At 72.9% G+C, this 21,954-nt stretch carries 18 protein-coding genes and 1 pseudogene; 13 read left to right on the top strand and 6 right to left on the bottom strand.

Translation table 11 applies throughout. The annotated features are described in order from the left end of the window. Positions 1-79: 79 nt before the first annotated feature. From AB0C73_RS11110 to AB0C73_RS11100, 3 genes are all read right to left on the bottom strand, one after another. Positions 80-2,476 (bottom strand): Tex family protein, encoded by a 2,397-nt coding sequence (locus AB0C73_RS11110; protein ID WP_362527439.1) that lies wholly within the window; start codon positions 2,474-2,476, stop codon positions 80-82. A 103-nt stretch (positions 2,477-2,579) separates the two neighbouring features. Then, positions 2,580-3,443 carry a hypothetical protein gene (locus tag AB0C73_RS11105; RefSeq protein WP_362527436.1) on the bottom strand — a complete coding sequence of 288 codons (864 nt, stop codon included), beginning with the start codon at positions 3,441-3,443 and terminating at the stop codon, positions 2,580-2,582. A 430-nt stretch (positions 3,444-3,873) separates the two neighbouring features. Next, complete coding sequence (locus AB0C73_RS11100; RefSeq protein ID WP_362527434.1) at positions 3,874-4,617, bottom strand: enoyl-CoA hydratase-related protein; 744 nt, start codon at positions 4,615-4,617, stop codon at positions 3,874-3,876. 258 nt (positions 4,618-4,875) lie between these two features. On the opposite strand from AB0C73_RS11100, the pseudogene AB0C73_RS11095 reads away from it, so the two are divergent. Next, positions 4,876-5,319, top strand: a pseudogene (locus AB0C73_RS11095) (ATP-binding protein); the annotation flags it as partial. Positions 5,320-5,512: 193 nt separating this feature from the next. Here AB0C73_RS11095 and idi read toward each other — a convergent pair. The 3 genes from idi to AB0C73_RS11080 form a co-directional block, all read right to left on the bottom strand. Further along, positions 5,513-6,121 carry an isopentenyl-diphosphate Delta-isomerase gene (gene idi, locus AB0C73_RS11090; protein WP_362527431.1) on the bottom strand — a complete coding sequence of 203 codons (609 nt, stop codon included), beginning with the start codon at positions 6,119-6,121 and terminating at the stop codon, positions 5,513-5,515. Between the two features lie 140 nt (positions 6,122-6,261). Then, positions 6,262-7,524 carry a bifunctional class I SAM-dependent methyltransferase/N-acetyltransferase gene (locus AB0C73_RS11085; RefSeq protein ID WP_362527428.1) on the bottom strand — a complete coding sequence of 421 codons (1,263 nt, stop codon included), beginning with the start codon at positions 7,522-7,524 and terminating at the stop codon, positions 6,262-6,264. A 198-nt stretch (positions 7,525-7,722) separates the two neighbouring features. Beyond that, entirely contained in the window at positions 7,723-8,673 is a 951-nt protein-coding gene (locus AB0C73_RS11080; RefSeq protein WP_362527427.1) for a cation diffusion facilitator family transporter, read from the bottom strand. A 426-nt stretch (positions 8,674-9,099) separates the two neighbouring features. Between AB0C73_RS11080 and AB0C73_RS11075 the strand changes: the two genes are divergently transcribed. The 12 genes from AB0C73_RS11075 (at position 9,100) to AB0C73_RS11020 (ending at position 21,894) form a co-directional block, all read left to right on the top strand. Further along, positions 9,100-11,016: a DUF5941 domain-containing protein gene (locus tag AB0C73_RS11075; protein WP_362528020.1), complete on the top strand. Its 1,917-nt coding sequence runs from the start codon at positions 9,100-9,102 to the stop codon at positions 11,014-11,016. Continuing rightward, positions 11,013-11,762: a phosphocholine cytidylyltransferase family protein gene (locus AB0C73_RS11070; protein WP_362527425.1), complete on the top strand. Its 750-nt coding sequence runs from the start codon at positions 11,013-11,015 to the stop codon at positions 11,760-11,762. The genes AB0C73_RS11075 and AB0C73_RS11070 overlap by 4 nt, the downstream gene beginning before the upstream one ends. Continuing rightward, on the top strand, positions 11,750-12,811 hold the full coding sequence (locus AB0C73_RS11065; protein WP_362527422.1) for an iron-containing alcohol dehydrogenase family protein: 1,062 nt from the start codon (positions 11,750-11,752) through the stop codon (positions 12,809-12,811). The genes AB0C73_RS11070 and AB0C73_RS11065 overlap by 13 nt, the downstream gene beginning before the upstream one ends. Beyond that, complete coding sequence (locus AB0C73_RS11060) at positions 12,789-13,568, top strand: CDP-alcohol phosphatidyltransferase family protein (RefSeq protein WP_362527419.1); 780 nt, start codon at positions 12,789-12,791, stop codon at positions 13,566-13,568. The genes AB0C73_RS11065 and AB0C73_RS11060 overlap by 23 nt, the downstream gene beginning before the upstream one ends. 11 nt (positions 13,569-13,579) lie before the next feature. Then, the gene (locus AB0C73_RS11055) at positions 13,580-14,464 is read left to right on the top strand and encodes a glycosyltransferase (RefSeq protein ID WP_362527416.1); all 885 of its coding nucleotides are present in this window, start codon (positions 13,580-13,582) and stop codon (positions 14,462-14,464) included. A gap of 49 nt (positions 14,465-14,513) precedes the next feature. After that, complete coding sequence (locus tag AB0C73_RS11050) at positions 14,514-15,443, top strand: ABC transporter permease (protein WP_362527414.1); 930 nt, start codon at positions 14,514-14,516, stop codon at positions 15,441-15,443. Then, a complete protein-coding gene (locus AB0C73_RS11045; protein ID WP_362527412.1) occupies positions 15,436-16,224 on the top strand; it encodes an ABC transporter ATP-binding protein in 789 nt (262 codons plus the stop codon). The genes AB0C73_RS11050 and AB0C73_RS11045 overlap by 8 nt, the downstream gene beginning before the upstream one ends. Before the next feature lie 175 nt (positions 16,225-16,399). Next, positions 16,400-17,050: a TetR/AcrR family transcriptional regulator gene (locus tag AB0C73_RS11040; protein ID WP_362527410.1), complete on the top strand. Its 651-nt coding sequence runs from the start codon at positions 16,400-16,402 to the stop codon at positions 17,048-17,050. A 369-nt stretch (positions 17,051-17,419) separates the two neighbouring features. Next, a complete protein-coding gene (gene hpnC, locus AB0C73_RS11035) occupies positions 17,420-18,340 on the top strand; it encodes a squalene synthase HpnC (RefSeq protein WP_362527408.1) in 921 nt (306 codons plus the stop codon). After that, complete coding sequence (hpnD, locus tag AB0C73_RS11030; protein ID WP_362527405.1) at positions 18,337-19,287, top strand: presqualene diphosphate synthase HpnD; 951 nt, start codon at positions 18,337-18,339, stop codon at positions 19,285-19,287. Before hpnC ends, hpnD begins: the two co-directional genes overlap by 4 nt. 79 nt (positions 19,288-19,366) lie before the next feature. Further along, positions 19,367-20,797, top strand: a complete 1,431-nt coding sequence (gene hpnE, locus AB0C73_RS11025) for a hydroxysqualene dehydroxylase HpnE (RefSeq protein WP_362527402.1) — start codon at positions 19,367-19,369, stop codon at positions 20,795-20,797. Continuing rightward, positions 20,794-21,894 (top strand): polyprenyl synthetase family protein, encoded by a 1,101-nt coding sequence (locus AB0C73_RS11020; protein WP_362527400.1) that lies wholly within the window; start codon positions 20,794-20,796, stop codon positions 21,892-21,894. Before hpnE ends, AB0C73_RS11020 begins: the two co-directional genes overlap by 4 nt. The last annotated feature ends 60 nt before the right edge of the window (positions 21,895-21,954 follow it).

Raw genomic sequence — 21,954 nt, 5'->3', positions numbered from 1 at the left:
GCCGCCCAGGGCGCCGTCCCGTGTGCCCACCCGTCCCGCCCTGCGGGACGAATGCCCACACGGAGGGGGACCGCGTGCGTCAGCGCTTGCCGCGGCCCCTGCGGTCGCCCGAGCCGCCCTCGTTCAGCAGGCCCGCCTTGCGCAAGGCGTCCGCCATCGCGCTGTTCGCGGGGGCCGGGGCGGAGCCCTGGGAGCGGTCGCGGTCACGGCCGCCACCGCCACCGCCACCGCGGCGCTGCTGCGGCGGGCGGCCGCCGCGGTCGCCCCGCTCGCGCTGGGGCGCACCGGTGCCGCCGTCGGCCGTCGCCTCGTCCTCCAGGCGCAGCGTCAGCGAGATCCGCTTGCGCGGGATGTCGACGTCCAGGACCTTGACCTTCACCACGTCACCCGGCTTGACGACGTCCCGCGGGTCCTTGACGAAGGTCTTCGACATCGCGGAGACGTGCACCAGGCCGTCCTGGTGGACGCCGATGTCCACGAAGGCACCGAAGGCGGCGACATTGGTGACGACGCCCTCCAGGACCATGCCCGACACCAGGTCGCCGATCTTCTCGACGCCCTCCTTGAAGGTGGCCGTCTTGAAGGCGGGTCGCGGGTCGCGGCCCGGCTTCTCCAGCTCCTTCAGGATGTCCGTGACCGTCGGGAGACCGAAGGTCTCGTCGACGAAGTCACCGGCACGCAGCGAGCGCAGGACGCCCGTGTTGCCGATGAGCGCGGCGACCTCGCCGCCCGCCGTCTTCACCATCCGCCGCACCACCGGGTACGCCTCCGGGTGCACGGACGACGCGTCCAGCGGGTCGTCGCCGCCGCGGATGCGCAGGAAGCCCGCGCACTGCTCGTACGCCTTCGGGCCGAGCCGCGCCACGTCCTTGAGCGCCCTCCGCGAGCGGAAGGGCCCGTTGGCGTCGCGGTGGGCGACGATGTTCTCGGCGAGACCGGCGCCGATGCCGGAGACGCGCGAAAGGAGCGGCGCGGAGGCCGTGTTGACGTCGACGCCGACGCCGTTCACACAGTCCTCGACCACCGCGTCCAGCGAGCGCGAGAGCTTCACCTCGGACAGGTCGTGCTGGTACTGGCCGACACCGATCGACTTCGGGTCGATCTTCACCAGCTCCGCCAGCGGGTCCTGGAGCCGCCGCGCGATGGACACCGCGCCGCGCAACGAGACGTCCAGGCCCGGGAGTTCCTGCGAGGCGAACGCGGAGGCCGAGTACACGGACGCGCCGGCCTCGGAGACCATCACCTTCGTCAGCTTCAACTCAGGGTGCTTGGCGATGAGTTCACCGGCGAGCTTGTCGGTCTCGCGGGACGCGGTGCCGTTGCCGATCGCGACCAGCTCGACCGCGTGCTCCTTCGCGAGCCGGGCCAGCTTCGCGAGCGACTCGTCCCACTTGTTGGCCGGGACGTGCGGGTAGATCGTGTCGGTGGCGACGACCTTGCCCGTCGCGTCCACCACGGCCACCTTCACGCCGGTACGGAAACCGGGGTCGAGGCCGAGCGTCGCACGCGTGCCGGCGGGCGCGGCGAGCAGCAGGTCGCGCAGGTTCGCGGCGAAGACCCGCACCGCCTCGTCCTCGGCGGCCGTGCGCAGCCGAAGCCGCAGGTCGATGCCGAGGTGCACGAGGATCCGGGTGCGCCAGGCCCAGCGGACGGTGTCCAGGAGCCACTTGTCGCCGGGCCGGCCCCGGTCGGCCACGCCGAAGCGGTGGGCGACGATCGGCTCGTACGAGGAGGTGGGGGCGTCGGAGGGCTCCTCCGGCTCCAGGTCCAGGGTGAGGACGTCCTCCTTCTCGCCGCGCAGCATCGCGAGGATCCGGTGCGAGGGCAGCGCCGTGAACGGCTCGGCGAAGTCGAAGTAGTCGGCGAACTTCGCGCCCGCCTCCTCCTTGCCCTCCCGGACCTTCGCGGCCAGCCGGCCCCGGCCCCACATGCGCTCACGCAGCTCGCCGATGAGATCGGCGTCCTCCGAGAAGCGCTCGGTGAGGATGGCCCGCGCGCCCTCCAGGGCGGCCGCCGGGTCCGCGACGCCCTTGTCCGCGTCGACGAACGCGGCCGCGGCGGCCAGCGGTTCCACCGTCGGGTCGCCGAGCAGCCCCTCCGCCAGCGGCTCCAGACCGGCCTCGCGGGCGATCTGCGCCTTGGTGCGCCGCTTGGGCTTGAAGGGCAGATAGATGTCCTCCAGACGCGCCTTCGTCTCGGCGGCCCGGATCTGCGCCTCGAGCTCGGGCGTCAGCTTGCCCTGTTCCCGTACGGAGTCGAGGACGGCGGCCCGCCGGTCCTCCAACTCGCGCAGATACCGCAGCCGCTCCTCCAGGGTGCGCAGCTGCGCGTCGTCGAGCATCTCGGTCGCTTCCTTGCGGTAGCGCGCGATGAACGGCACGGTCGAACCGCCGTCGAGCAGTTCGACGGCCGCCTTCACCTGTCGCTCGCGTACGCCGAGTTCCTCGGCGATCCTTGCCTCGATGGACGTCGTCACGATGTCCCGACCCGCCTTCTCGTGCCTCAAGCTTGCGCTTGCATTCTGCCGGGTCGGTCACCCGTACGCGGCAACCGACCCGCCCTGCCCACTCCCGCGTGCCTCAGGCCTTGCCGGTGAGACCCGCCGGAAACGCGCCCGCGCCGGCCGCCGTCACCAGGAAGCCCTTGGCCAGCTCGGTGAGCCGGGCCGTGCCCTCCGCGCCCAGGTGCTCGTACGGCGCCGCGTCCAGGCGGTCCGTCTCGTCCTCCAGCGACTCGCGCAGCGCCACGCCCGCCTCGGTGAGCCCGCCCTCGGCGTCGAGCAGTCCGCGCTCGCGCAGCCGCTCCAGGGCCGCGTCCCAGTCCTCCCGCGCCCAGCCCCGGGTGCCGAGGACCCAGCGCGGGGCCATGCCCCTGCCGGTGGCGGTGTGGCTGGCAAGCGCCTCCACCGGGTCGAGTCCCGCGCTCAGGAGCGCCGTCACGTGCCCGTCGCCGCGGTGCTCGCGGAGCAGCGTGGTGGCGTGGAAGAGCCGCAGGTGCGGGGCGTCCGGCACCGGCAGGTCGGCGTTGCCCGAGTAGAGCGGACGCGCGTGCCGGGTGCACGCCTCGGCGGCGCGCAGCGCCAGCCCGGCGGCCTCGGCCATCTCGGCGGAGGCCACGGCCTCCTCACCGAGCAGCCGCCGGTAGGTGGCGTCGGCGGCCCGCAGCCGGGCGGCGAGGACGGCGGCGGGGGAGGCGGTCTCCCAGACGGCGGGCAGATGCCGGGCGAGGAAGGCGTGCTGGTAGTTGTAGAAGGCCGCCGCCACGGTGCCGGCCCCGACGGCGCCGAGCGGGGCGCTGCGCGCGGCCAGCCGTATCGCGCTCGTGTCCTCGATGCCCAGGGCCTTGAACTCGGCGTCCAGGTCGGGCGAGAAGAACAGCGTCGCGTGCAGCAGGTTGACCGGGTGGGCGCAGCGGCGGCCGGCGAGCGGCGGCAGAGTCGTCATGATCCCGCACCCTACCTACCGGCCGGTACGCCGGGAATCCCCGCCCGCCCGGCTTCGGCCAGGGCGAAGCGCCTACGGCGGAAGGTCGCCGGGCAGGGCCTTCGGCCATGGCGAAGGGCCTGCGACGGAAGGGCGCGGGCAAGGCCTTCAGCTACGGGGAAGGGCCTGCGCCGGAACGGTGCCGGGGCAGGCCCCGGCCCGGGATCCTCGCCCGGTGGCGTGGCCAGGCCCCGGCCCGGGATCCTCGCCCGGTGGCGTGGCCAGGCCCCGGCCCGGGATCCTCGCCCGGTGGCGTGGCCACGGCCCGGCCCGCCCGGCGGCTCGGCCCGCCCGGCTCCCGGTCTGCCCCGCTCGGCCGGCCCGCCCGGCGACCTCGCCCGCCCGCGGCGCCGCCCAGGGCCTGTCCGGCCCTGGGCCGCCGGACAGGCTCTTACCGCCCGTACGTGAAACGGGGCGCGCGGCGCTCCAGGAACGCGGCGACCCCCTCCGCGGTGTCGCCGCTCCCGCGCGCCTGCTCCGCCCAGTGCGCCTCCCGGCCGGTGCGGCCGTCCGTGAACTCCTTGGCCGCGGACTGGGTGAGCAGCGAGCGGGAGACGAGGGTACGGGTGAACTCCGCGACCCGCTTGTCGAGTTCGCCCACCGGGTGGACCTCGTCCACCAGGCCCGTGCGCAGCGCCCGCTCGGTGTCGATCAACTCGCCCGAGAACAGCAGGTACTTGGCGGCCGAGGGGCCGACCAGGGCGGCCAGGCGCCGGGTCGAGGAGGCGGCGTAGACGATGCCGAGCTTCGCCGGGGTGACCCCGAAGCGCGCGCCCTCCTCGGCGAACCGCAGGTCGCAGGCGGCGGCGAGCTGGCTGCCGCCGCCCACGCAGTAGCCGCGCACCGCGGCCAGGGTCGGCTTGGGGAAGGCGGCGAGCGCCTCCTCGGCCCGGACGGCGAGGCTCTGCTGCTCGTCCCCCGGTTCGCGCAGCGTCGAGATGTCGGCCCCCGCGCAGAAGGTGTCGCCCGCTCCGGTGAGGACGAGGGCGCGCACCGCCGGGTCGGCGGCGAGCGGCGCGAGCAGGCCGGGCAGGGACCGCCACATGTCCGCGGTCATCGCGTTGCGCTTGGCGGGGTTGGCGATGACGAGGGTGGCGACCTCGTCCGTGACGTCGACGGTCAGCTGCGGCTCCATGCGCCGGATGCTATCCGGGGGACCGGTGTGCGCCGGGCGTCGGGGGACGCCGTATCGTCCGTATCGTCACACCAACGGCGCCGACGACGAAGGCGTCAGCAGGGGATCAGGAGTAGTCGAACATCTGACGTCGGCATACCCACCCGATCAGATTGTGGTCGATATCTGTCGACTTCTGGTCAGTATCCCGAGGTGCGGTGCCGGATTCCCAAGACTCGACCTGTGGCGACAATCGAGCACGAGGGCGGGAGCCGGATTATGGAGAGCCGCGGGAGCGTCCCCGCCCGGCCGCCGTCCTACGAAGGTGTCTGGCGCTTCACCGCTCCCGCGGTCGACGTCTCCGTGCCGCAGGCCCGGCACGCCGTCCGCGACCTGCTGATCCGGCAGAGCGTCCCGGTGCACGACGACACCGTGCAGGGACTGCTCCTCATCGTCTCCGAACTGGTCACCAACGCGGTGAAGCACGCCGCGCTGCTCTCCCCGGAGATAGCGGTGGAGGTGGCCATCGGGGCGGAGTGGGTCCGGGTGTCCGTGGAGGACAACCACCCCTACCGCCCCAAGGCCCTGGAGGCGGACTGGGGCCAGACCGGCGGCCGCGGGCTGCTCCTCGTCCGGGAGATCGCCCGCGAGGCCGGCGGCGCCTGCGACGTCGAGCACACCGCGAGCGGCGGAAAGATCATCTGGGCGGCGCTGCCGCTGAACCCCTTCGTGCCGGGTCAGGCCCCGCCGGGCCCGCTGTCCCAGGCCCAGGCCCAGGCCCAGGCCCAGGCCGTGGCCCAGGCCCAGGCCCAGGCCCAGGCCGCGCCTCAGGCGCAGGTCCAGGTCCAGGTCCAGGTCCAGACCCAGGCCGTGCCTCAGGCGCAGGCCCAGGTCCAGACCCAGCCCGAGGCCGTGGTCACCAGCCCCCGGCCTGACCCGTCAGCTCCCTGATCGCCGGGCGGGCCGCGTCGAGCACCGTCATGAACCAGGCGGAGAACGGCGCGGCCGCGTGGCGCTCGGCCAGCTCGGCGGCGGTCACGAAGGCGGTCTCCTCGACCTCCTCCGGGTCCGGCCGCGGCCCCGACTGCACCAGGCCGACGAAGAGGTGGTTGAACTCCTGCTCCACCAGGCCCGAGGCCGGGTCCGGGTGGTTGTAGCGGACCGTGCCGGCCTCCGCGAGCAGCGAGGGCGAGACGCCCAGCTCCTCGAAGGTGCGCCGGGCGGCCGCCGCGAACGGTGCCTCGCCCGGGTAGGGGTGGCCGCAGCAGGTGTTGGACCACACGCCGGGGGAGTGGTACTTGCCGAGCGCGCGCCGCTGCAGCAGCAGCCGGCCCTCCTCGTCGAAGAGGAAGACCGAGAACGCCCGGTGCAGCTGTCCCGGTGCCTGATGCGCGGTCAGCTTCTCCGCCGTGCCGATCGTGACGCCGTCCTCGTCGACCAGTTCGAGCATGATCGGCGCCTCGGCCTCGGTCGGCCGCACGCCGTTCGACGAGCTGTGAGCCACGGTGGCTGATGTGGTCGGCATACCCATCCTTCGGTTCGGTCCTCGCCCTGGCGGGCCACCTCAGTCTGCCGTACAAATGCGGCTTGTCCGTACTTCGGAGGCCGGACATGGCCGCTCCCACCGCACCGGAGTACGCCGACGCGGCAGGAGCGGCGCACGCGTCAGACCCCGAAAGACGCGGGATACGAGATCGTGCCCCTGGTCACCGCGCCGGAACCCTCCAGATCGAGCGCCATCATGGCCTCGTCCGGAACCTCGAAGGGTGGCCTGATTCCATGCGCGGACGCCCGTACGAATCCGAACCGGGGGTAGTACTCCGGATGGCCGAGCACGAGCGCGAGACGCTCGCCGCGCAGCCGCGCCGCGTCGAGCACCGCCCGTACCACCGCCTGCCCGGCCCCGGTCCGCTGGTGCTCCGGAGCCACCGCGACCGGCCCGAGCGCCGCCGCCGGGACGCCGTCGACATGGCACCGGGTGATCAGGGCGTACGCGGCGACTGTGCCGTCCGGAGTCTCCGCGACGTACGACAGACCGGGCAGCCAGGCGCCCGCGTCGGCGCGCAGCGCGTCGACCAGGCCCGCCTCCTCCGGGGTCGCGAAGGCGGCCGCGTTGATCTCCCGTACGACGGGGATGTCCGCGGTGGTCTCCTCACGGGTGCGCCAGCGCGGGTCGGCGGGCCGAAGCGCGAAGCCCGTGTAGCCGTAGTCGGAGCCGTACGCCCGCCGCATCGCGATTTCGGCGCGCGCCCCGGCGACGGCCTCGGCCATGCCGGGCACCGAGAGGTCCGCCGCGTCGGCGTGCCCGGCGAGCGGACCGTAGTACTCGTCCCAGTCGCTCTCGGGCTGCGGGACGGTCCCGAGGACGTGGTAGCCGGCGGCGACGGCCGCCGCCGCGTTCGCGGTGATCGTACGGAGCGGGTAGTGCTCCTCCCAGAAGGCGCGGGCCTCGGGCGCCGGGTCCGCGCTCGTCCACACGCACTCGGTCAGCACCAGGGTGCCGCCGGGCGCGAGCAGCCGGTGCCACTCGGCGAGCGCCCGGTCGAAGCCGAGGACGAAGACCGAGCTCTCGGCCCAGACCAGGTCGAAGGAGCCGTCGGGCAGTGCTTCCAGCGCGCCCATGTCGGCCCGGAGGGTACGGACGCGGCCGTCGAGCCCGCGGGCCGTGGCGGCCGCCCGCAGCTCGGCGAGGAACGGTTCGTGCAGATCGACCGCGGTCACCTCGGCGCCCGCCTCCGCGGCGAGCAGCAGGGCGGAGCGGCCGGGGCCGCAGCCCAGGTCGAGCACGCGCGGGCGCGCGGGCAGCGGGCCCACCAGGCTCAGCAGCCGGCGGGTGGTGGAGTCGGAGCCGGGGCCCTGCCGCGGCAGGCCGTGGTGCAGGGCGAAGAAGGCGTCGAAGCCGTTGAGGTCGAGGTCGTTGTCGGACAACGTGGGAACCCTTGTGTGTGAGAGGGCCCCGGCCGACGACAGGACGTACGAGGCGTCAGGTCAGCCGGAGACCCGGAGGCTGAGGGACGACCGGGCGCTGCCGCTGCGGGCAGCCTCCATCGCGACGGTCATCAACCTCAGCTCCTCTCCACTCACGCACGGGCGCTCATGTACGTACGTACGCGCCGAGCGTAGCAACTACAGGCACAGTTTGGCCTCGTGCTCGGCATGACCGGCCGGCTCCAGCTGGAAGGTGCAGTGCTCGACGTCGAAGTGCGAGCCCAGGCAGCCCTGCAGGTCGTGCAGCATCTTCTCGTGCCCGACCGCGTCCAGGGCGTCCAGGGCGTCCTGGGTGACGACCACGTGCGCCGAGAGCACCGGCATGCCCGAGGTGATCGTCCAGGCGTGCAGGTCGTGCACGTCCTCGACGCCCGGCAGGGCCAGGATGTGCGCCCGCACCTCCGCCATGTCGACGCCCTTGGGGGCCGCCTCCAGGAGCACGTCCAGGGTCTCCCGCAGCAGCTTGAAGGTGCGGGGCACGATCATCAGGCCGATCAGGATCGAGGCGATCGGGTCCGCGTACGACCAGCCGGTGAGCAGGATGATGCCGGCGGCGACGATCACCGTCACCGAACCGAGGGCGTCGGCGAGCACCTCCACATAGGCGCCGCGGACGTTCAGACTCTCCTGTTGGCCGCGCATCAGCAGCAAGAGGGAGATGATGTTGGCCACCAGGCCGATGACGGCGAAGGCGATGGCCAGACCGCCGCGGGTCTCGGCCGGCTCGATGAAGCGCTGGACCGCCTCGTAGAGGACGTATCCGCCGACGCCGAGCAGAAGAAGACCGTTGGCGAGCGCGGCAAGGATCTCGGCCCGTGCGAAGCCGAAGGTGCGGTTGCCCGAGGGCGGCCGGTTGGCGAAGTGGATGGCGAGCAGGGCCATCGCGAGGCCGATGCCGTCGGTCGCCATGTGCGCCGCGTCCGCGATCAGGGCGAGCGAGTCGGCGAGCATGCCGCCGACGATCTCCACCACCATCACGGAGAGCGTGATGCCGAGTGCGATCCGCAGCCGGTTCCGGTGGGCCAGGGCCGCGGTGCCGGTCGGCGGCGGCCCGCCGTGGCTGTGTCCGTGGTCGTGTCCAGCCCCCATGGCAAGGCCTCCCGGTCAGGTCGTGAACGTGCGCGGCGGTCTCTCTCGATTCGCCAGTGAACTACGGGAGGGGGGTATGTGCAACACGGTACTGAACACCGTTGTCATATGCTCTGACCTGCGGATATACGGATCGGGCAGGGAGTGGCCGAAACGGACCCCGAAAGGGGCCCGGGGACGGGCGCCGACCGCGGTTTGTCGCCCGGGCGGCGGATCGCCCATGATGATCACACCGACACCTGGCGTACCCGCGCGGACACGGGGCGGATGCGGGACGGCCGTCCCGCGAAACCTCGGTGAACTCGAGCTTCCGTCATCCGATAGCCTCAGCCGACGTGCCGCCGCCGGTGCCGGACCGCCTCGCCGTGTCCGGACCGTGCCGGGGCCCCGCCGGCCCGTCCGCCAGCTCCAAGGAGTGAGTTCGCCCTGTCGACCGCCATCCTCACCGGTCCGCCGGTACCCGGATCGTCGCTCGACGCCGATCTGCGGTCCCTCGGCTTCCACGTCGAGGTCGCCTCAGGCCCCCACGAGACGGGCGCGCTGCTTGCCGGCGTGCCCGCCGGGCAGCGCGTCGCCGTCGTGGATCCCCGCTTCGTCGGGCACCTCCACGCGCTGCGGCTCGCCCTCACCGACCCCCGCTTCCCGGCCGCCGCGGCGCCCGGCGCGCTCACCGCGCAGCCCGAGGCCCGCCCGGCCCTGGCCCGCGCCCTCGACGCGGCCGAGGTGCCGGTCGGCGGTTCCGGTGGACCCGGTGGCGGCCACGCCGTCGCCAGTGCCAGTGCCAGTGCCGGTGCCAGCGTCGGTGCCGGTGCCGGTGCCGGTGCGGCGAACGGCGCGGACCAGGCCGTCGCCGACAGCCTCCCCGACACCCTCGCCGCCGCGCTCGACGCCGACGGCGTCGCCGTCCACCGGCCCGCGCTCGGCACCCTGGTCGCCGCCGTGCCCGACGGACCGGAGGCCCGCCACCAGGCGCGTACCGCCGTCGAGGCCGTCGACGAGGAGGCCGTACGCCTCAAGTCCGCCGTGAAGGCCCACGACGGCTTCTTCACCACCTTCTTCATCAGCCCGTACTCGCGCTACATCGCCCGCTGGTGCGCGCGCCGCGGCCTGACCCCCAACCAGGTCACCACCGCCTCGCTGCTCACCGCGCTGCTCGCGGCCGGCTGCGCCGCCACCGGCGACCGGGTCGGCTACGTCGCGGCCGGTGTGCTGCTCCTGGTCTCCTTCGTCCTCGACTGCACCGACGGGCAGCTCGCCCGCTACTCCCTGCAGTACTCGACGATGGGCGCCTGGCTCGACGCCACCTTCGACCGCGCCAAGGAGTACTCCTTCTACGCGGGTCTCGCGCTCGGGGCGGCCCGCGACGGCGACGACGTCTGGGCGCTCGCGCTCGGCGCCATGGTCCTCATGACCTGCCGGCACGTCGTGGACTTCGCCTTCAACGAGGCGAACACGAACGACGACGCGAGCGCGGGCAGCACCGCCAAGACCAGCCTGGGCGTGTCCAGCCGGCTCGACAGCGTCGGCTGGACGGTCTGGGCCCGGCGCATGATCATCCTGCCGATCGGCGAGCGCTGGGCGATGATCGCCGTCCTCACCGCCGTCACCAGCCCCCGGATCGTCTTCTGGGCGCTGATCATCGGCTGCGCCTTCGGTGCCTGCTACACCACGGCCGGCCGGCTGCTGCGCTCGCTCGGCCGCAAGGCCCCGCGCACCGACCGCGCCGCCCAGGCGCTGTACGACCTCACCGATTCCGGGCCGCTGGCCTCTGCCGTCGCCCGGCTCTTCCGCCGTGGCCGTGCCCGGGGCCTCGTCGCCCCGCTGTTCGCCCTGCTCGGCGCGGCCTGCGTACTGGTCTGCGCCGCCGTGACGGGCCCCGGCTGGGCCACGGTCGGCGCCGCCGTCGCGTACGCCTTCCTGGCAGGGCAGGCCGTCGCCGCCCCCCTCAAGGGCAAGCTCGACTGGCTCGTCCCGCCGCTCTTCCGCGCCGCCGAGTACGGCACGATCCTGTTCCTCGCGGCCACGTCGGACGCCCCCCAGGCCCTTCCCGCCGCATTCGGGCTGGTCGCGGCCGTCGCCTACCATCACTACGACACGGTGTACCGCATTCGCGGCGGCACCGGCGCGCCGCCCGCCTGGCTGGTGCGCACCGTCGGCGGCCACGAGGGGCGCACGCTCGTGGTGGCCGCGCTCGCCGCGCTGCTCGCGGACCGTGGCGACGACTTCACCTGGGCCCTCACCGCACTCGCGGTCGCCGTGGGTCTCGTGGTGCTCGCGGAGTCCATCCGCTTCTGGGTCTCCTCCGGAGCACCCGCCGTACATGACGAAGGAGAGACAGCATGATTGGCCTCGTACTGGCAGCCGGTGCCGGACGGCGTCTGCGCCCCTACACCGACACGCTTCCGAAGGCCCTCGTGCCCGTGGACCCGGCCGGCGACGGCTCGCTGACGGTCCTCGACCTCACGCTGAAGAACTTCGCCGAGGTCGGTCTCACCGAGGCCGCGATCGTCGTCGGCTACCGCAAGGAGGCCGTGTACGCGCGCAAGGAGCAGCTGGAGGCGAAGTACGGCCTGAAGCTGACCCTCATCGACAACGACAAGGCCGAGGAGTGGAACAACGCCTACTCCCTGTGGTGCGCGCGTGAGGTCCTCAAGCGCGGTGTGATCCTCGCCAACGGCGACACCGTCCACCCCGTCTCCGTCGAGAAGACCCTGCTCGCCGCCCGCGGGAACGGCCAGAAGATCCTCCTCGCCCTCGACACGGTGAAGAACCTCGCCGACGAGGAGATGAAGGTCGTCACCGCCGACGGCAAGGGCGTCCAGAAGATCACCAAGCTGATGGACCCGGCCGACGCGACCGGCGAGTACATCGGTGTCACCCTCATCGAGGCCGAGGCCGCCGAGGAGCTCGCCGACGCCCTGAAGGTCACCTTCGAGCGCGACCCCGACCTCTATTACGAGGACGGCTACCAGGAGCTGGTCAACCGCGGCTTCACCGTCGACGTGGCCCCCATCGGCGACGTCAAGTGGGTCGAGATCGACAACCACGACGACCTCGCGAAGGGCCGTGACATCGCGTGCCAGTACTGACCCGGCTGATCCCGTCGCCGGTCGTCGTCGACATCCGCGGCGGAGCGCTGGACGACCTGTCCACGCTCCTCGCGGACCAGCGGATCTCCAGCAACGGCCGGATCGCCGTCGCCATCAGCGGCGGCTCCGGCCTCAAGCTGCGTGACCGCTTCGCCCCCGAGCTGCCGGACGCCGACTGGTACCCGGTCGCCGGCGGCACCATCGACGAGGCCGTCAAGCTCGCCGACGCCATGCGCGGCAAGCGGTACGACGCGGTCGTGGCGCTCGGCGGCGGCAAGATCATCGACGTGACCAAGTACGCGGCGGCCCGGGTCGGCCTGCCGCTGGTCGCCATCGCCACCAACCTGTCGCACGACGGGATCTGCTCGCCGATCTCCACCCTGGACAACGACAACGGACGCGGCTCCTACGGTGTGCCGACCCCGATCGCGCTGGTCATCGACCTCGACGTGATCCGGGACGCGCCGATCCGCTTCGTCCGCTCCGGCATCGGCGACGCCGTGTCCAACCTCTCCGCCATCGCCGACTGGGAGCTCTCCCACCGCGAGACCGGCGAGAAGATCGACGGCCTGGCCGCCGCCATGGCCCGCAGCGCGGGCGAGGCGGTGCTCCGGCACCCCGGCGGCGTCGGCGAGGACGACTTCCTGGTCACCCTCTCCGAGGGCCTGGTGATGTCCGGCATCGCCATGTCGATCAGCGGCGACAGCCGCCCGTCCTCGGGCGCCTGCCACGAGATCAGCCACGCCTTCGACCTGCTCTACCCCACGCGCGCGGCCAGCCACGGCGAGCAGTGCGGCCTCGGTGCCGCCTTCGCCATGCATCTGCGCGGCGCCCGCGAGGAGTCCGCCCAGATCGTCGCCACGCTGCGGCGGCACGGGCTTCCCGTGCTCCCGGAGGAGATGGGTTTCACCGTCGACGAGTTCGTACGGGCGGTCGACTTCGCCCCGCAGACCCGGCCCGGCCGCTTCACCATCCTCGAGCACCTCGACCTGTCCACAGACCAGATCAGGGACGCGTACGCCGACTATGCCAAAACCATCGGTAGCTGAGCTCCGACCGGTCGTCCACCCGCCGGGTGTGAAGGACCGGCGGAGCGGGGAACACTGGGGCGGCCGCCTGTACATGCGGGAGATCTCGCTGCGGATCACCCGCCACCTGGCGAACACCAAGGTCACGCCCAACCAGCTGACCTACCTGATGACGCTGTCCGGAGTCCTCGCCGCGCCCGCGCTGCTCGTGCCCGGTATCTGGGGCGCCGTGCTCGGCGTGATCGCCGTCCAGGGTTATCTGCTGCTCGACTGCGTCGACGGCGAGCTGGCCCGCTGGAAGAAGCAGTACTCGCTGGCCGGGGTCTACCTGGACCGGGTCGGCGCCTACCTGTGCGACGCGGCCGTGCTCGTCGGCTTCGGCCTGCGCGCCGCCGACCCGTGGGGCGGCGGCCGTATCGACTGGCTGTGGGCCTTCCTCGGCACCCTGGCCGCGCTCGGCGCCATCCTGATCAAGGCGGAGACCGACCTGGTCGGCGTCGCCCGGCACCAGAACGGCATGCCGCCCGTCAAGGAGGCGGCGTCCGAGCCGCGCTCCTCCGGCATGGCGCTCGCCCGCCGCGCCGCCGGCGCGCTCAAGTTCCACCGCCTGATCCTGGGGATCGAGGCCTCACTGCTCATCCTGGTCCTGGCCGTCGCGGACCAGGCCCGGGGCGACCTCTTCTTCTCCCGGCTCGGCGTCGCCGTGCTCGCCGGCATCGCGCTGCTGCAGACCGTGCTGCACCTGGTGTCGATCCTGGCCTCCAGCAGGCTCAAGTGAGGACGGCCACCATGACCAGGCCGATGAAGCTGGGCGCGGTCGTCATCACCATGGGCAACCGCCCCGACGACCTGCGCGCCCTCCTCGACTCGGTCGCCCGGCAGCAGGGCGACCCGGTTGAGGTGGTCGTGGTGGGCCAGGGCGTGGAGGTCACCGGGCTGCCCGCGGGCGTCCGCTCGGTGACCCTCCCGCAGAACGTCGGCATCCCGGCCGGCCGCAACATCGGCATCGAGGCCTTCGGACCCGGCGGCAGCGACGTCGACGCACTGCTCTTCCTCGACGACGACGGCCTGCTCGCCAACAGCGACACCGCGGAGCTGATCCGGCAGGCCTTCACCGCCGATCCGACGCTCGGCATCATCAGCTTCCGGATCGCCGACCCGGAGACCGGCCGCACCCAGCGCCGGCACGTGCCGCGGCTGCGCGCCGCGGACCCGATGCGCTCCTCACGGGTGACCACCTTCCTCGGCGGCGCCAACGCGGTGCGCACCAAGGTCTTCGCGGAGGTCGGCGGGCTCCCGGACGCGTTCTTCTACGCGCACGAGGAGACCGATCTGGCCTGGCGGGCTCTCGACGCCGACTGGATGATCGATTACCGTTCCGACATGGTGCTGCTGCACCCCACCACCCCGCCGTCCCGGCATGCGACGTACCACTTCAACGTGGCCCGCAACCGAGTGTGGCTGGCCCGCCGCAATCTTCCCGCACCCCTGGTGCCGGTCTATCTCGGCGTCTGGCTGCTGCTCACGCTGGCGCGGCGGCCCTCCGTACCGGCCCTCAGAGCATGGTTCGGCGGATTCCGGGCGGGCTGGCGGACCCCCTGCGGTCCAAGGCACCCCATGAGGTGGCGTACGGTGTGGCGGCTGACCCGGATGGGACGCCCGCCCGTCGTCTGACATCGTGGTACCCGAACTGCCGCGCATCCCGAACACGAAAGTTTCGACTGTGAGTGACACATCCCAGGACGGTGGGGTCGTGACGAGCGCCCGACCGTCCGCCGACGACGGCCTGAGCCCGGCCGAGCTGGCGGCGAAGTACGGACTCTCCGTCAGCGGGGCCCGGCCGGGGCTCGTGGCGTACATCCGCCAGCTGTGGGGACGGCGGCACTTCGTCCTGGCCTTCTCGCAGGCGAAACTCACCGCCCAGTACAGCCAGGCCAAGCTCGGACAGCTGTGGCAGGTGGTGACGCCGCTGCTGAACGCGCTGGTCTACTTCCTGATCTTCGGCCTGATCCTGGGCGCCAGCAAGGGCATGTCGCGGTCCGTGTACATCCCGTTCCTGGTGACCGGGATCTTCGTGTTCACCTTCACCCAGAGTTCGGTGATGGCGGGCGTCCGGGCGATCTCGGGCAACCTCGGGCTGGTGCGGGCGCTGCACTTCCCCCGGGCCACCCTGCCCATCTCCTTCGCGCTCCAGCAGCTCCAGCAGCTGCTGTTCTCGATGATCGTGCTGTTCGCCGTCGCCGTGGCCTTCGGCAGCTACCCCTCGCTCAGCTGGCTGCTCATCCTCCCGGCGCTGCTGCTGCAGTTCGTGTTCAACGCCGGCCTCGCCATGATCGTGGCGCGGATGGGCGCCAAGACACCCGACCTCGCGCAGCTGATGCCGTTCATCATGCGTACCTGGATGTACGCGTCCGGCGTCATGTTCTCGATCACGGTGATGCTGGAGGACAAGCCGGCCTGGATCACCGACGTGCTCCAGTACAACCCGGCCGCGCTGCACATGGACCTCATCCGGTTCGCGCTCATCGACGGCTACGGCGCGTCCAACCTCCCGCCGCACGTCTGGTTCGTCACCCTGGCCTGGTCCGTGGTGATCGGCCTGGGCGGCTTCGTCTACTTCTGGAAGGCCGAGGAGAGGTACGGCCGTGGCTGACCACGACTCCCAGGGCCGTGTGCCCACCGTCATCGCGGACAACGTCCACATCGTCTACCGGGTCAACGGCGGCGCCGGCGGCAAGGGCAGCGCCACCGCGGCCCTCAGCCGGATCGTCCGCCGGCGCAAGGGCGACACCGAGCGCGGGGTGCGCAAGGTGCACGCCGTCCGCGGCGTGTCCTTCACCGCCTACCGCGGCGAGGCCATCGGCCTCATCGGCAGCAACGGCTCCGGCAAGTCGACCCTGCTGCGCGCCATCGCCGGCCTGCTGCCCACCGAGAGCGGCAAGGTCTACACCGACGGCCAGCCCTCGCTGCTCGGCGTCAACGCCGCGCTCATGAACGACCTGACCGGTGAGCGCAACGTCATCCTCGGCGGCCTCGCCATGGGCATGAGCCGTGAGGAGATCAAGGACCGCTATCAGGACATCGTCGACTTCTCCGGCATCAACGAGAAGGGCGACTTCATCTCGCTGCCGATGCGGACCTACTCGTCCGGCATGGGCGCCCGGCTCCGCTTCGCCATCGCCGCCGCCAAGCAGCACGACGTCCTCATGATCGACGAGGCCCTGGCGACCGGTGACCGCAAGTTCCAGATCCGCTCCGAGGCCCGCATCCGAGAGCTCCGCAAGGAGGCCGGCACGGTCTTCCTGGTGAGCCACAGCAACAAGTCGATCCGCGACACCTGCGACCGCGTGCTCTGGCTGGAGAAGGGCGAGCTGCTCATGGACGGCCCGACCGACGAGGTCATCGCCGCCTACGAGCGCGAGACCGGCAAGTAGCACCAAGCCGGCACCTGCCGGCACCCGCGCGGCGCTTCCGCGCGCCGTGTCACCACCACCGCCGCCCCCGCCGATTGATCGGAGGGGGCGCGAGTGTGTTCACGCACGTCCGGTTTTCACGCGTCACGCTCCCACCTGGAATGTTCATGCGGTCAACATCGGGCAGGATGAGCGCATGCCAGTGTTCCCGGGAGGAAAGACCTATCACCACGGCGACCTGCGCAACGCCCTCATCTGCGCCGCCGTCGGTCTCGCCACCGAAGGCGGACCCGAGCGCGTCGTGCTGCGCGAGGCGGCCCGCCGGGTCGGCGTCTCGCCGACCGCCGCCTACCGGCACTTCGAGGGCCGCGGCGAACTCCTCGCCGCCGTCCGCGACCACGCCCGGCGGGCCCTCGCCGACTCGATGGAGCGGGCCGCCGCCCGGATGCCCGGCGCCGACGACACCGCCCTCGCCGCCGAGACCCGGCTCGCCGCCCTCTGCCGGGGCTATGTGGCCTTCGCCGTGGAACAGCCCGGCCTCTACCGGTCCGCCTTCGGCACCCCCCGTGACCCCGCCGAGGGCGCCGACGGCGACGCGGACGCCTACGGCGGAGCCGGGGAGGTACGGGCCTTCACCCTGCTCACCGACGCGCTGACCGCCCTCGGCGCGACCGCCAGGCCGCCTCGCGCCGCCCGCCCTGCCGCCGACGCCGCCGCGTGGTCGGCCGTGCACGGACTGTCCCTGCTCCTCCTCGAAGGGCCGCTGCGGCGGCTGCCCGCCCAGCGCCGGGACGACGTCGTCGACTCGACCCTCGCCATGGTGGTCTCCGGCACCCGCGAGCCCTGACACCCCGGGCGGCGCCCCCGGGGCCCCGGGGAGGCACGCCGGGACAAGGTCAAGGACGAGCCCGGGAACGTGTGAACTTCCGCCCCCGGCGGGAAGGTTGACGCCACACCCGGTGTTGTCCAGAGGTGCCCGGCCCCCCGGCGCGGCATCCGGCCCCGTACAACGTAAGCTGTACCGGTCTGTTTCGCGGCGAGAGGGTCCATACCCCAGGGCGTCCGGGCACCGGGCGGAGGGCCACGGGCAGGGCTCGGCGGCGTGTCCGAAATAGGATGGATTGGATCCGCGGTGTAGAACGGGAGATGTGACGGCCATGACGCAGAATCTCCAGCTCCACGAGGGTGTCGCCGTCCCCGCGTCGGGCAGCGGCCGGTGACCGGAATCCGGCAGGTGCGAGACGAAGAATCCTCGCACTCCACTCTCGGCAAGGCCGCGGACGAGAACTTCCCCGTGGCCCCCTTCTTCCTGCCGCGCGCCTGGCGCGACGACCTGATGGCCGTCTACGGCTTCGCCCGGCTCGTCGACGACATCGGCGACGGCGACCTCGCCCCCGGCGGTGCCGACGCCCGGTACCTCGGCGTCGCCCCCGAGCACGCCGAGGACCGGATCGCCCTCCTCGACGCCTTCGAGACCGACCTGCGGCGCGTCTTCGACCCCGCGGGCGAGGCCCCGCACCACCCGCTGCTCCGCGCCCTCGTGCCCACCGTCGAGCGCTGCGGGCTGCCCCCGGAGCCCTTCCTCGGCCTGGTCGCCGCCAACCGGCAGGACCAGCTGGTCCGCCGCTACGAGACCTACGACGACCTGCTCGCCTACTGCGAGCTGTCCGCGAACCCGGTCGGCCGGCTCGTGCTCGGCATCACCGGCACCGCCACCCCCGAGCGGATCCGCCGCTCCGACGAGATCTGCACCGCGCTCCAGATCGTCGAGCACCTCCAGGACGTCGCCGAGGACCTGGCCCGCGACCGGGTCTATCTGCCCGCCGAGGACCTCAAGCGCTTCCACGTCACCACGGACGACCTCGCCGCCCCCACCGCCGGGGCCTCCGTGCGCGCCCTCATCGCCTTCGAGGCCGACCGGGCCCGCGCCCTGCTCGACTCCGGAGCCCCGCTCGTCGGCAGCGTCCGCGGCCGGCTCCGGCTGCTGCTCGCCGGCTTCACCGGCGGCGGGTACGCGGCACTCGACGCGATCGCCGCCGCGGGCTTCGACGTCCTGCCCGGGCCGCCCAAGGCCACCAAACCGAGTCTGATGCGCCGGGCGGGCGCCGTCCTGCTCACGGCGCGGAGAGAGGGGTGAGCCGCACAGTGGAGGGACAGTCCCAGCCGTCCGCGCCGGTGCAGGCCGCGTACAGCTACTGCGAGGCCGTGACCGTACAGCAGGCACGCAACTTCGCGTACGGGATCCGGCTGCTGCCGGCCGAGAAGCGCCAGGCCATGTCGGCGCTGTACGCCTTCTCGCGGCGGGTCGACGACATCGGCGACGGGCCGCTCCCGCCCGCCGACAAGAAGGAGCGCCTGGAGGGCACCCGCGCGATCCTCGCCCGGATCCGCGCCGGCGAGATCGAGGAGGACGACACCGACCCGGTGGCCGTCGCCCTCGCCGACACCGCCCGCCACTTCCCGATCCCGCTCGACGGACTCGACGAGCTCATCGACGGCGTCCTCATGGACGTGCGCGGCGAGACCTACGAGACCTGGGACGACCTCAAGGTCTACTGCCGCTGCGTGGCCGGCGCGATCGGCCGGCTCTCGCTCGGCGTGTTCGGGACCCAGCCCGGCGCCATCGGCGCCGACCGCGCCCCCGAGTACGCCGACACCCTCGGCCTCGCCCTCCAGCTCACCAACATCCTGCGCGACGTCCGCGAGGACGCCGGCAACGGGCGCACCTACCTCCCGGCCGACGACCTGGCCAAGTTCGGCTGCTCCGCGGGCTTCGCCGCCGAGACCCCGCCGCCAGGCGCCGACTTCGCCGGCCTGGTCCACTTCGAGGTCCGCCGCGCCCGCGCCCTCTTCGCCGAGGGCTACCGGCTGCTCCCCATGCTCGACCGCCGCAGCGGCGCCTGCGTCGCCGCCATGGCCGGCATCTACCGCCGCCTCCTCGACCGCATCGAACGCGCCCCCGAGGCCGTCCTGCGCGGCCGCGTCTCCCTCCCCGGCCACGAGAAGGCCTACGTCGCCGTCCGCGGCCTCTCGGGCCTGGACGCCCGCCACATCTCGCGCCGCACGGTGAGGAGGCCGGCGTGAGGTACGGAGCCGGCGCGTGCCGGACAACCCGCACCGTCCGTTCCGCGTCCCTGATCACGACGTTCCGAGGGGAGGCCGCATGACCGCCGACGACATTCGCGTCACCGGGGGTGCCACCGGTGTGCCCGGGCACGGGGGGCGGCGCCACCGGGCCGTGGTGGTCGGAGGTGGGCTCGCCGGGGTCACCAGCGCGTTGCAGCTGGCCGAGGCCGGTCTTGACGTCACGTTGCTCGAAGGGCGGCCGCGGCTCGGGGGGCTCGCGTTCTCGTTCCGGCGCGGGGAACTCACCGTCGACAACGGGCAGCATGTGTACCTGCGCTGCTGCACCGCGTACCGCTGGTTCCTGGACCGGGTCGACGGGGCGCACCTCGCGCCCGTGCAGCCGAGGCTCGACGTGCCCGTGCTCGACGTCGGGCACCCGGGCGGGGCGCGGCTCGGGCGGCTGCGGCGCGACGCGCTGCCCGTACCGCTGCATCTGGCGCGGAGCCTCGCCACGTATCCGCATCTGTCGCCCGGCGAGCGGGCGAGCGTCGCCCGCGCCGCGCTCGCGCTGAAGAAGCTGGACCCGGCCGACCCGGCACTCGACGGCATCGACTTCGGCACCTGGCTCGGCCGGCACGGCCAGTCGGCCCGTACCGTCGAGGCCCTGTGGGACCTGGTCGGCGTGGCGACGCTGAACGCCGTCGCGCCGCACGCCTCCATGGGTCTTGCCGCCAAGGTCTTCAAGACCGGCCTGCTCTCCGAGAACGGCGCCGCCGACATCGGCTGGGCCCACGTCCCGCTCGGCCACCTGCACGACACCCTCGCCCGCAAGGCCCTCGACGCCCTCGGCGTGCGCACCGAACTGCGCACCAAGGCCGAGCGGATCACCCGCGGCGACGACGGACGGTGGAGCGTGCGGCTGCCGGGGGAGACCCTGGAGGCCGACACCGTCGTCCTCGCCGTCCCCCAGCGCGAGGCCCACGCGCTGCTGCCCGAGGGCGCCCTCGACGACCCCGACCGGCTCCTCGACATCGGCACCGCGCCCATCCTCAACGTGCACGTCGTCTACGACCGCAAGGTGCTGCGCCGGCCCTTCTTCACCGCGATCGGCAGCCCCGTCCAGTGGGTCTTCGACCGCACCGAGTCCTCCGGGCTCACCGGCCCCGGCCAGTACCTGGCCATCTCCCAGTCCGCCGCGCAGGACGAGATCGACGAGCCCGTCGCCGTCCTCCGCGAGCGCTATCTGCCGGAGCTGGAGCGGCTGCTGCCCGCCGCCCGCGGCGCCGGCGTCCGGGACGTCTTCGTCACCCGCGAACGCACCGCCACGTTCGCCCCCACCCCTGGCGTCGGCCGGCTCCGCCCCGGCGCCCGCACCCGAGCGCCCGGCCTCCATCTGGCCGGTGCGTGGACCGCCACCGGCTGGCCCGCGACCATGGAGGGTGCCGTCCGCAGCGGCTTCAGCGCCGCCGGCGCCGCACTCTCCGCACTCGGCCGCCATTATGATCACCCGCTTCAGGAGGCGGCATGAGTGTGACCACCGGAACTAGAGGAGAGACCGTGCCGACTGTGCCCCCGGGGAATCCGGCCGTCGACACCGCGGACGTCGCCGCACTGCTGGAGCGGGGCCGCGCCCTGTCCACGCCCGTCATGCGGGCGGCCGTCGACCGCCTCGCGCCGCCCATGGACACCGTGGCCGCCTACCACTTCGGCTGGATCGACGCCCTGGGCAACCCGACCGTGGGCGACAGCGGCAAGGCCGTGCGCCCCGCGCTCGCCCTGATCTCCGCCGAGGCCGCGGGCGCCGCCCCCGAGGTCGGCATCCCCGGCGCGGTCGCCGTGGAGCTCGTGCACAACTTCTCGCTGCTCCACGACGACCTCATGGACGGCGACGAGCAGCGCCGCCACCGCGACACCGTGTGGAAGGTGTACGGCCCCGCCCAGGCCATCCTGGTCGGCGACGCGCTCTCCGCCCTCGCCAACGAGCTGCTGCTCGAACTCGGCACCGTAGAGGCCGGCCGCGCCACCCGCCGGCTGACCACCGCCAACCGCAAGCTCATCGACGGGCAGGCGCAGGACATCTCCTACGAGCACCGCGAGACGGTCACCGTCGAGGAGTGCCTGGAGATGGAGGGCAACAAGACCGGCGCCCTGCTCGCCTGCGCCGCCTCCATCGGCGCCGTCCTCGCGGGCGCCGACGACCGGACCGCCGACAAGCTGGAGGAGTACGGGTACCACCTGGGCCTCGCCTTCCAGGCCGTGGACGACCTCCTCGGCATCTGGGGCGACCCGGAGTCCACCGGCAAGCAGACCTGGTCCGACCTGCGCCAGCGCAAGAAGTCGCTGCCCGTCGTCGCGGCCCTCGCGGCCGGCGGCCCCGCCTCCGAGCGGCTGGGCGAACTGCTCGCGGCCGACGCCAAGAGCACGGACTTCGACTCCTTCTCGGAGGAGGAGTTCGCCGCCCGTGCCGCCCTCATCGAGGAGGCCGGCGGCCGCGAGTGGACCTCCCAGGAGGCCCGCCGCCAGCACGAGATCGCCATCAGCGCCCTGCACGACGTGGACCTGCCGGCCCATGTGCGCGAGCAGCTGACGGCCCTGGCCGATTTCGTCGTCGTACGGAAGAGATGATCACCATCGCTCTGATATGAGTGCGCAGTCGCCGGCCGGTGCCACCCGGCACCGGCCGAC

Origin of the sequence: Streptomyces sp. NPDC048623 (assembly GCF_040650755.1) — a bacterium.
Lineage (GTDB): Bacteria > Actinomycetota > Actinomycetes > Streptomycetales > Streptomycetaceae > Streptomyces.
The sequence above is the reverse complement of the archived record's forward strand: the minus strand, read 5'-3'. Positions and strand labels throughout refer to the sequence as shown.

Bases quoted from the DNA above. Each gene is read 5' to 3' on its own strand.
- AB0C73_RS11105 (WP_362527436.1), bottom strand. From the start codon at position 3,443: ATGACGACTCTGCCGCCGCTCGCCGGCCGCCGCTGCGCCCACCCGGTC.
- AB0C73_RS11100 (WP_362527434.1), bottom strand. From the start codon at position 4,617: ATGGAGCCGCAGCTGACCGTCGACGTCACGGACGAGGTCGCCACCCTC.
- idi (WP_362527431.1), bottom strand. From the start codon at position 6,121: ATGCCGACCACATCAGCCACCGTGGCTCACAGCTCGTCGAACGGCGTG.
- AB0C73_RS11080 (WP_362527427.1), bottom strand. From the start codon at position 8,673: ATGGGGGCTGGACACGACCACGGACACAGCCACGGCGGGCCGCCGCCG.
- AB0C73_RS11070 (WP_362527425.1), top strand. From the start codon at position 11,013: ATGATTGGCCTCGTACTGGCAGCCGGTGCCGGACGGCGTCTGCGCCCC.
- AB0C73_RS11060 (WP_362527419.1), top strand. From the start codon at position 12,789: ATGCCAAAACCATCGGTAGCTGAGCTCCGACCGGTCGTCCACCCGCCG.
- AB0C73_RS11055 (WP_362527416.1), top strand. From the start codon at position 13,580: ATGACCAGGCCGATGAAGCTGGGCGCGGTCGTCATCACCATGGGCAAC.
- AB0C73_RS11040 (WP_362527410.1), top strand. From the start codon at position 16,400: ATGCCAGTGTTCCCGGGAGGAAAGACCTATCACCACGGCGACCTGCGC.
- hpnE (WP_362527402.1), top strand. From the start codon at position 19,367: ATGACCGCCGACGACATTCGCGTCACCGGGGGTGCCACCGGTGTGCCC.
- AB0C73_RS11020 (WP_362527400.1), top strand. From the start codon at position 20,794: ATGAGTGTGACCACCGGAACTAGAGGAGAGACCGTGCCGACTGTGCCC.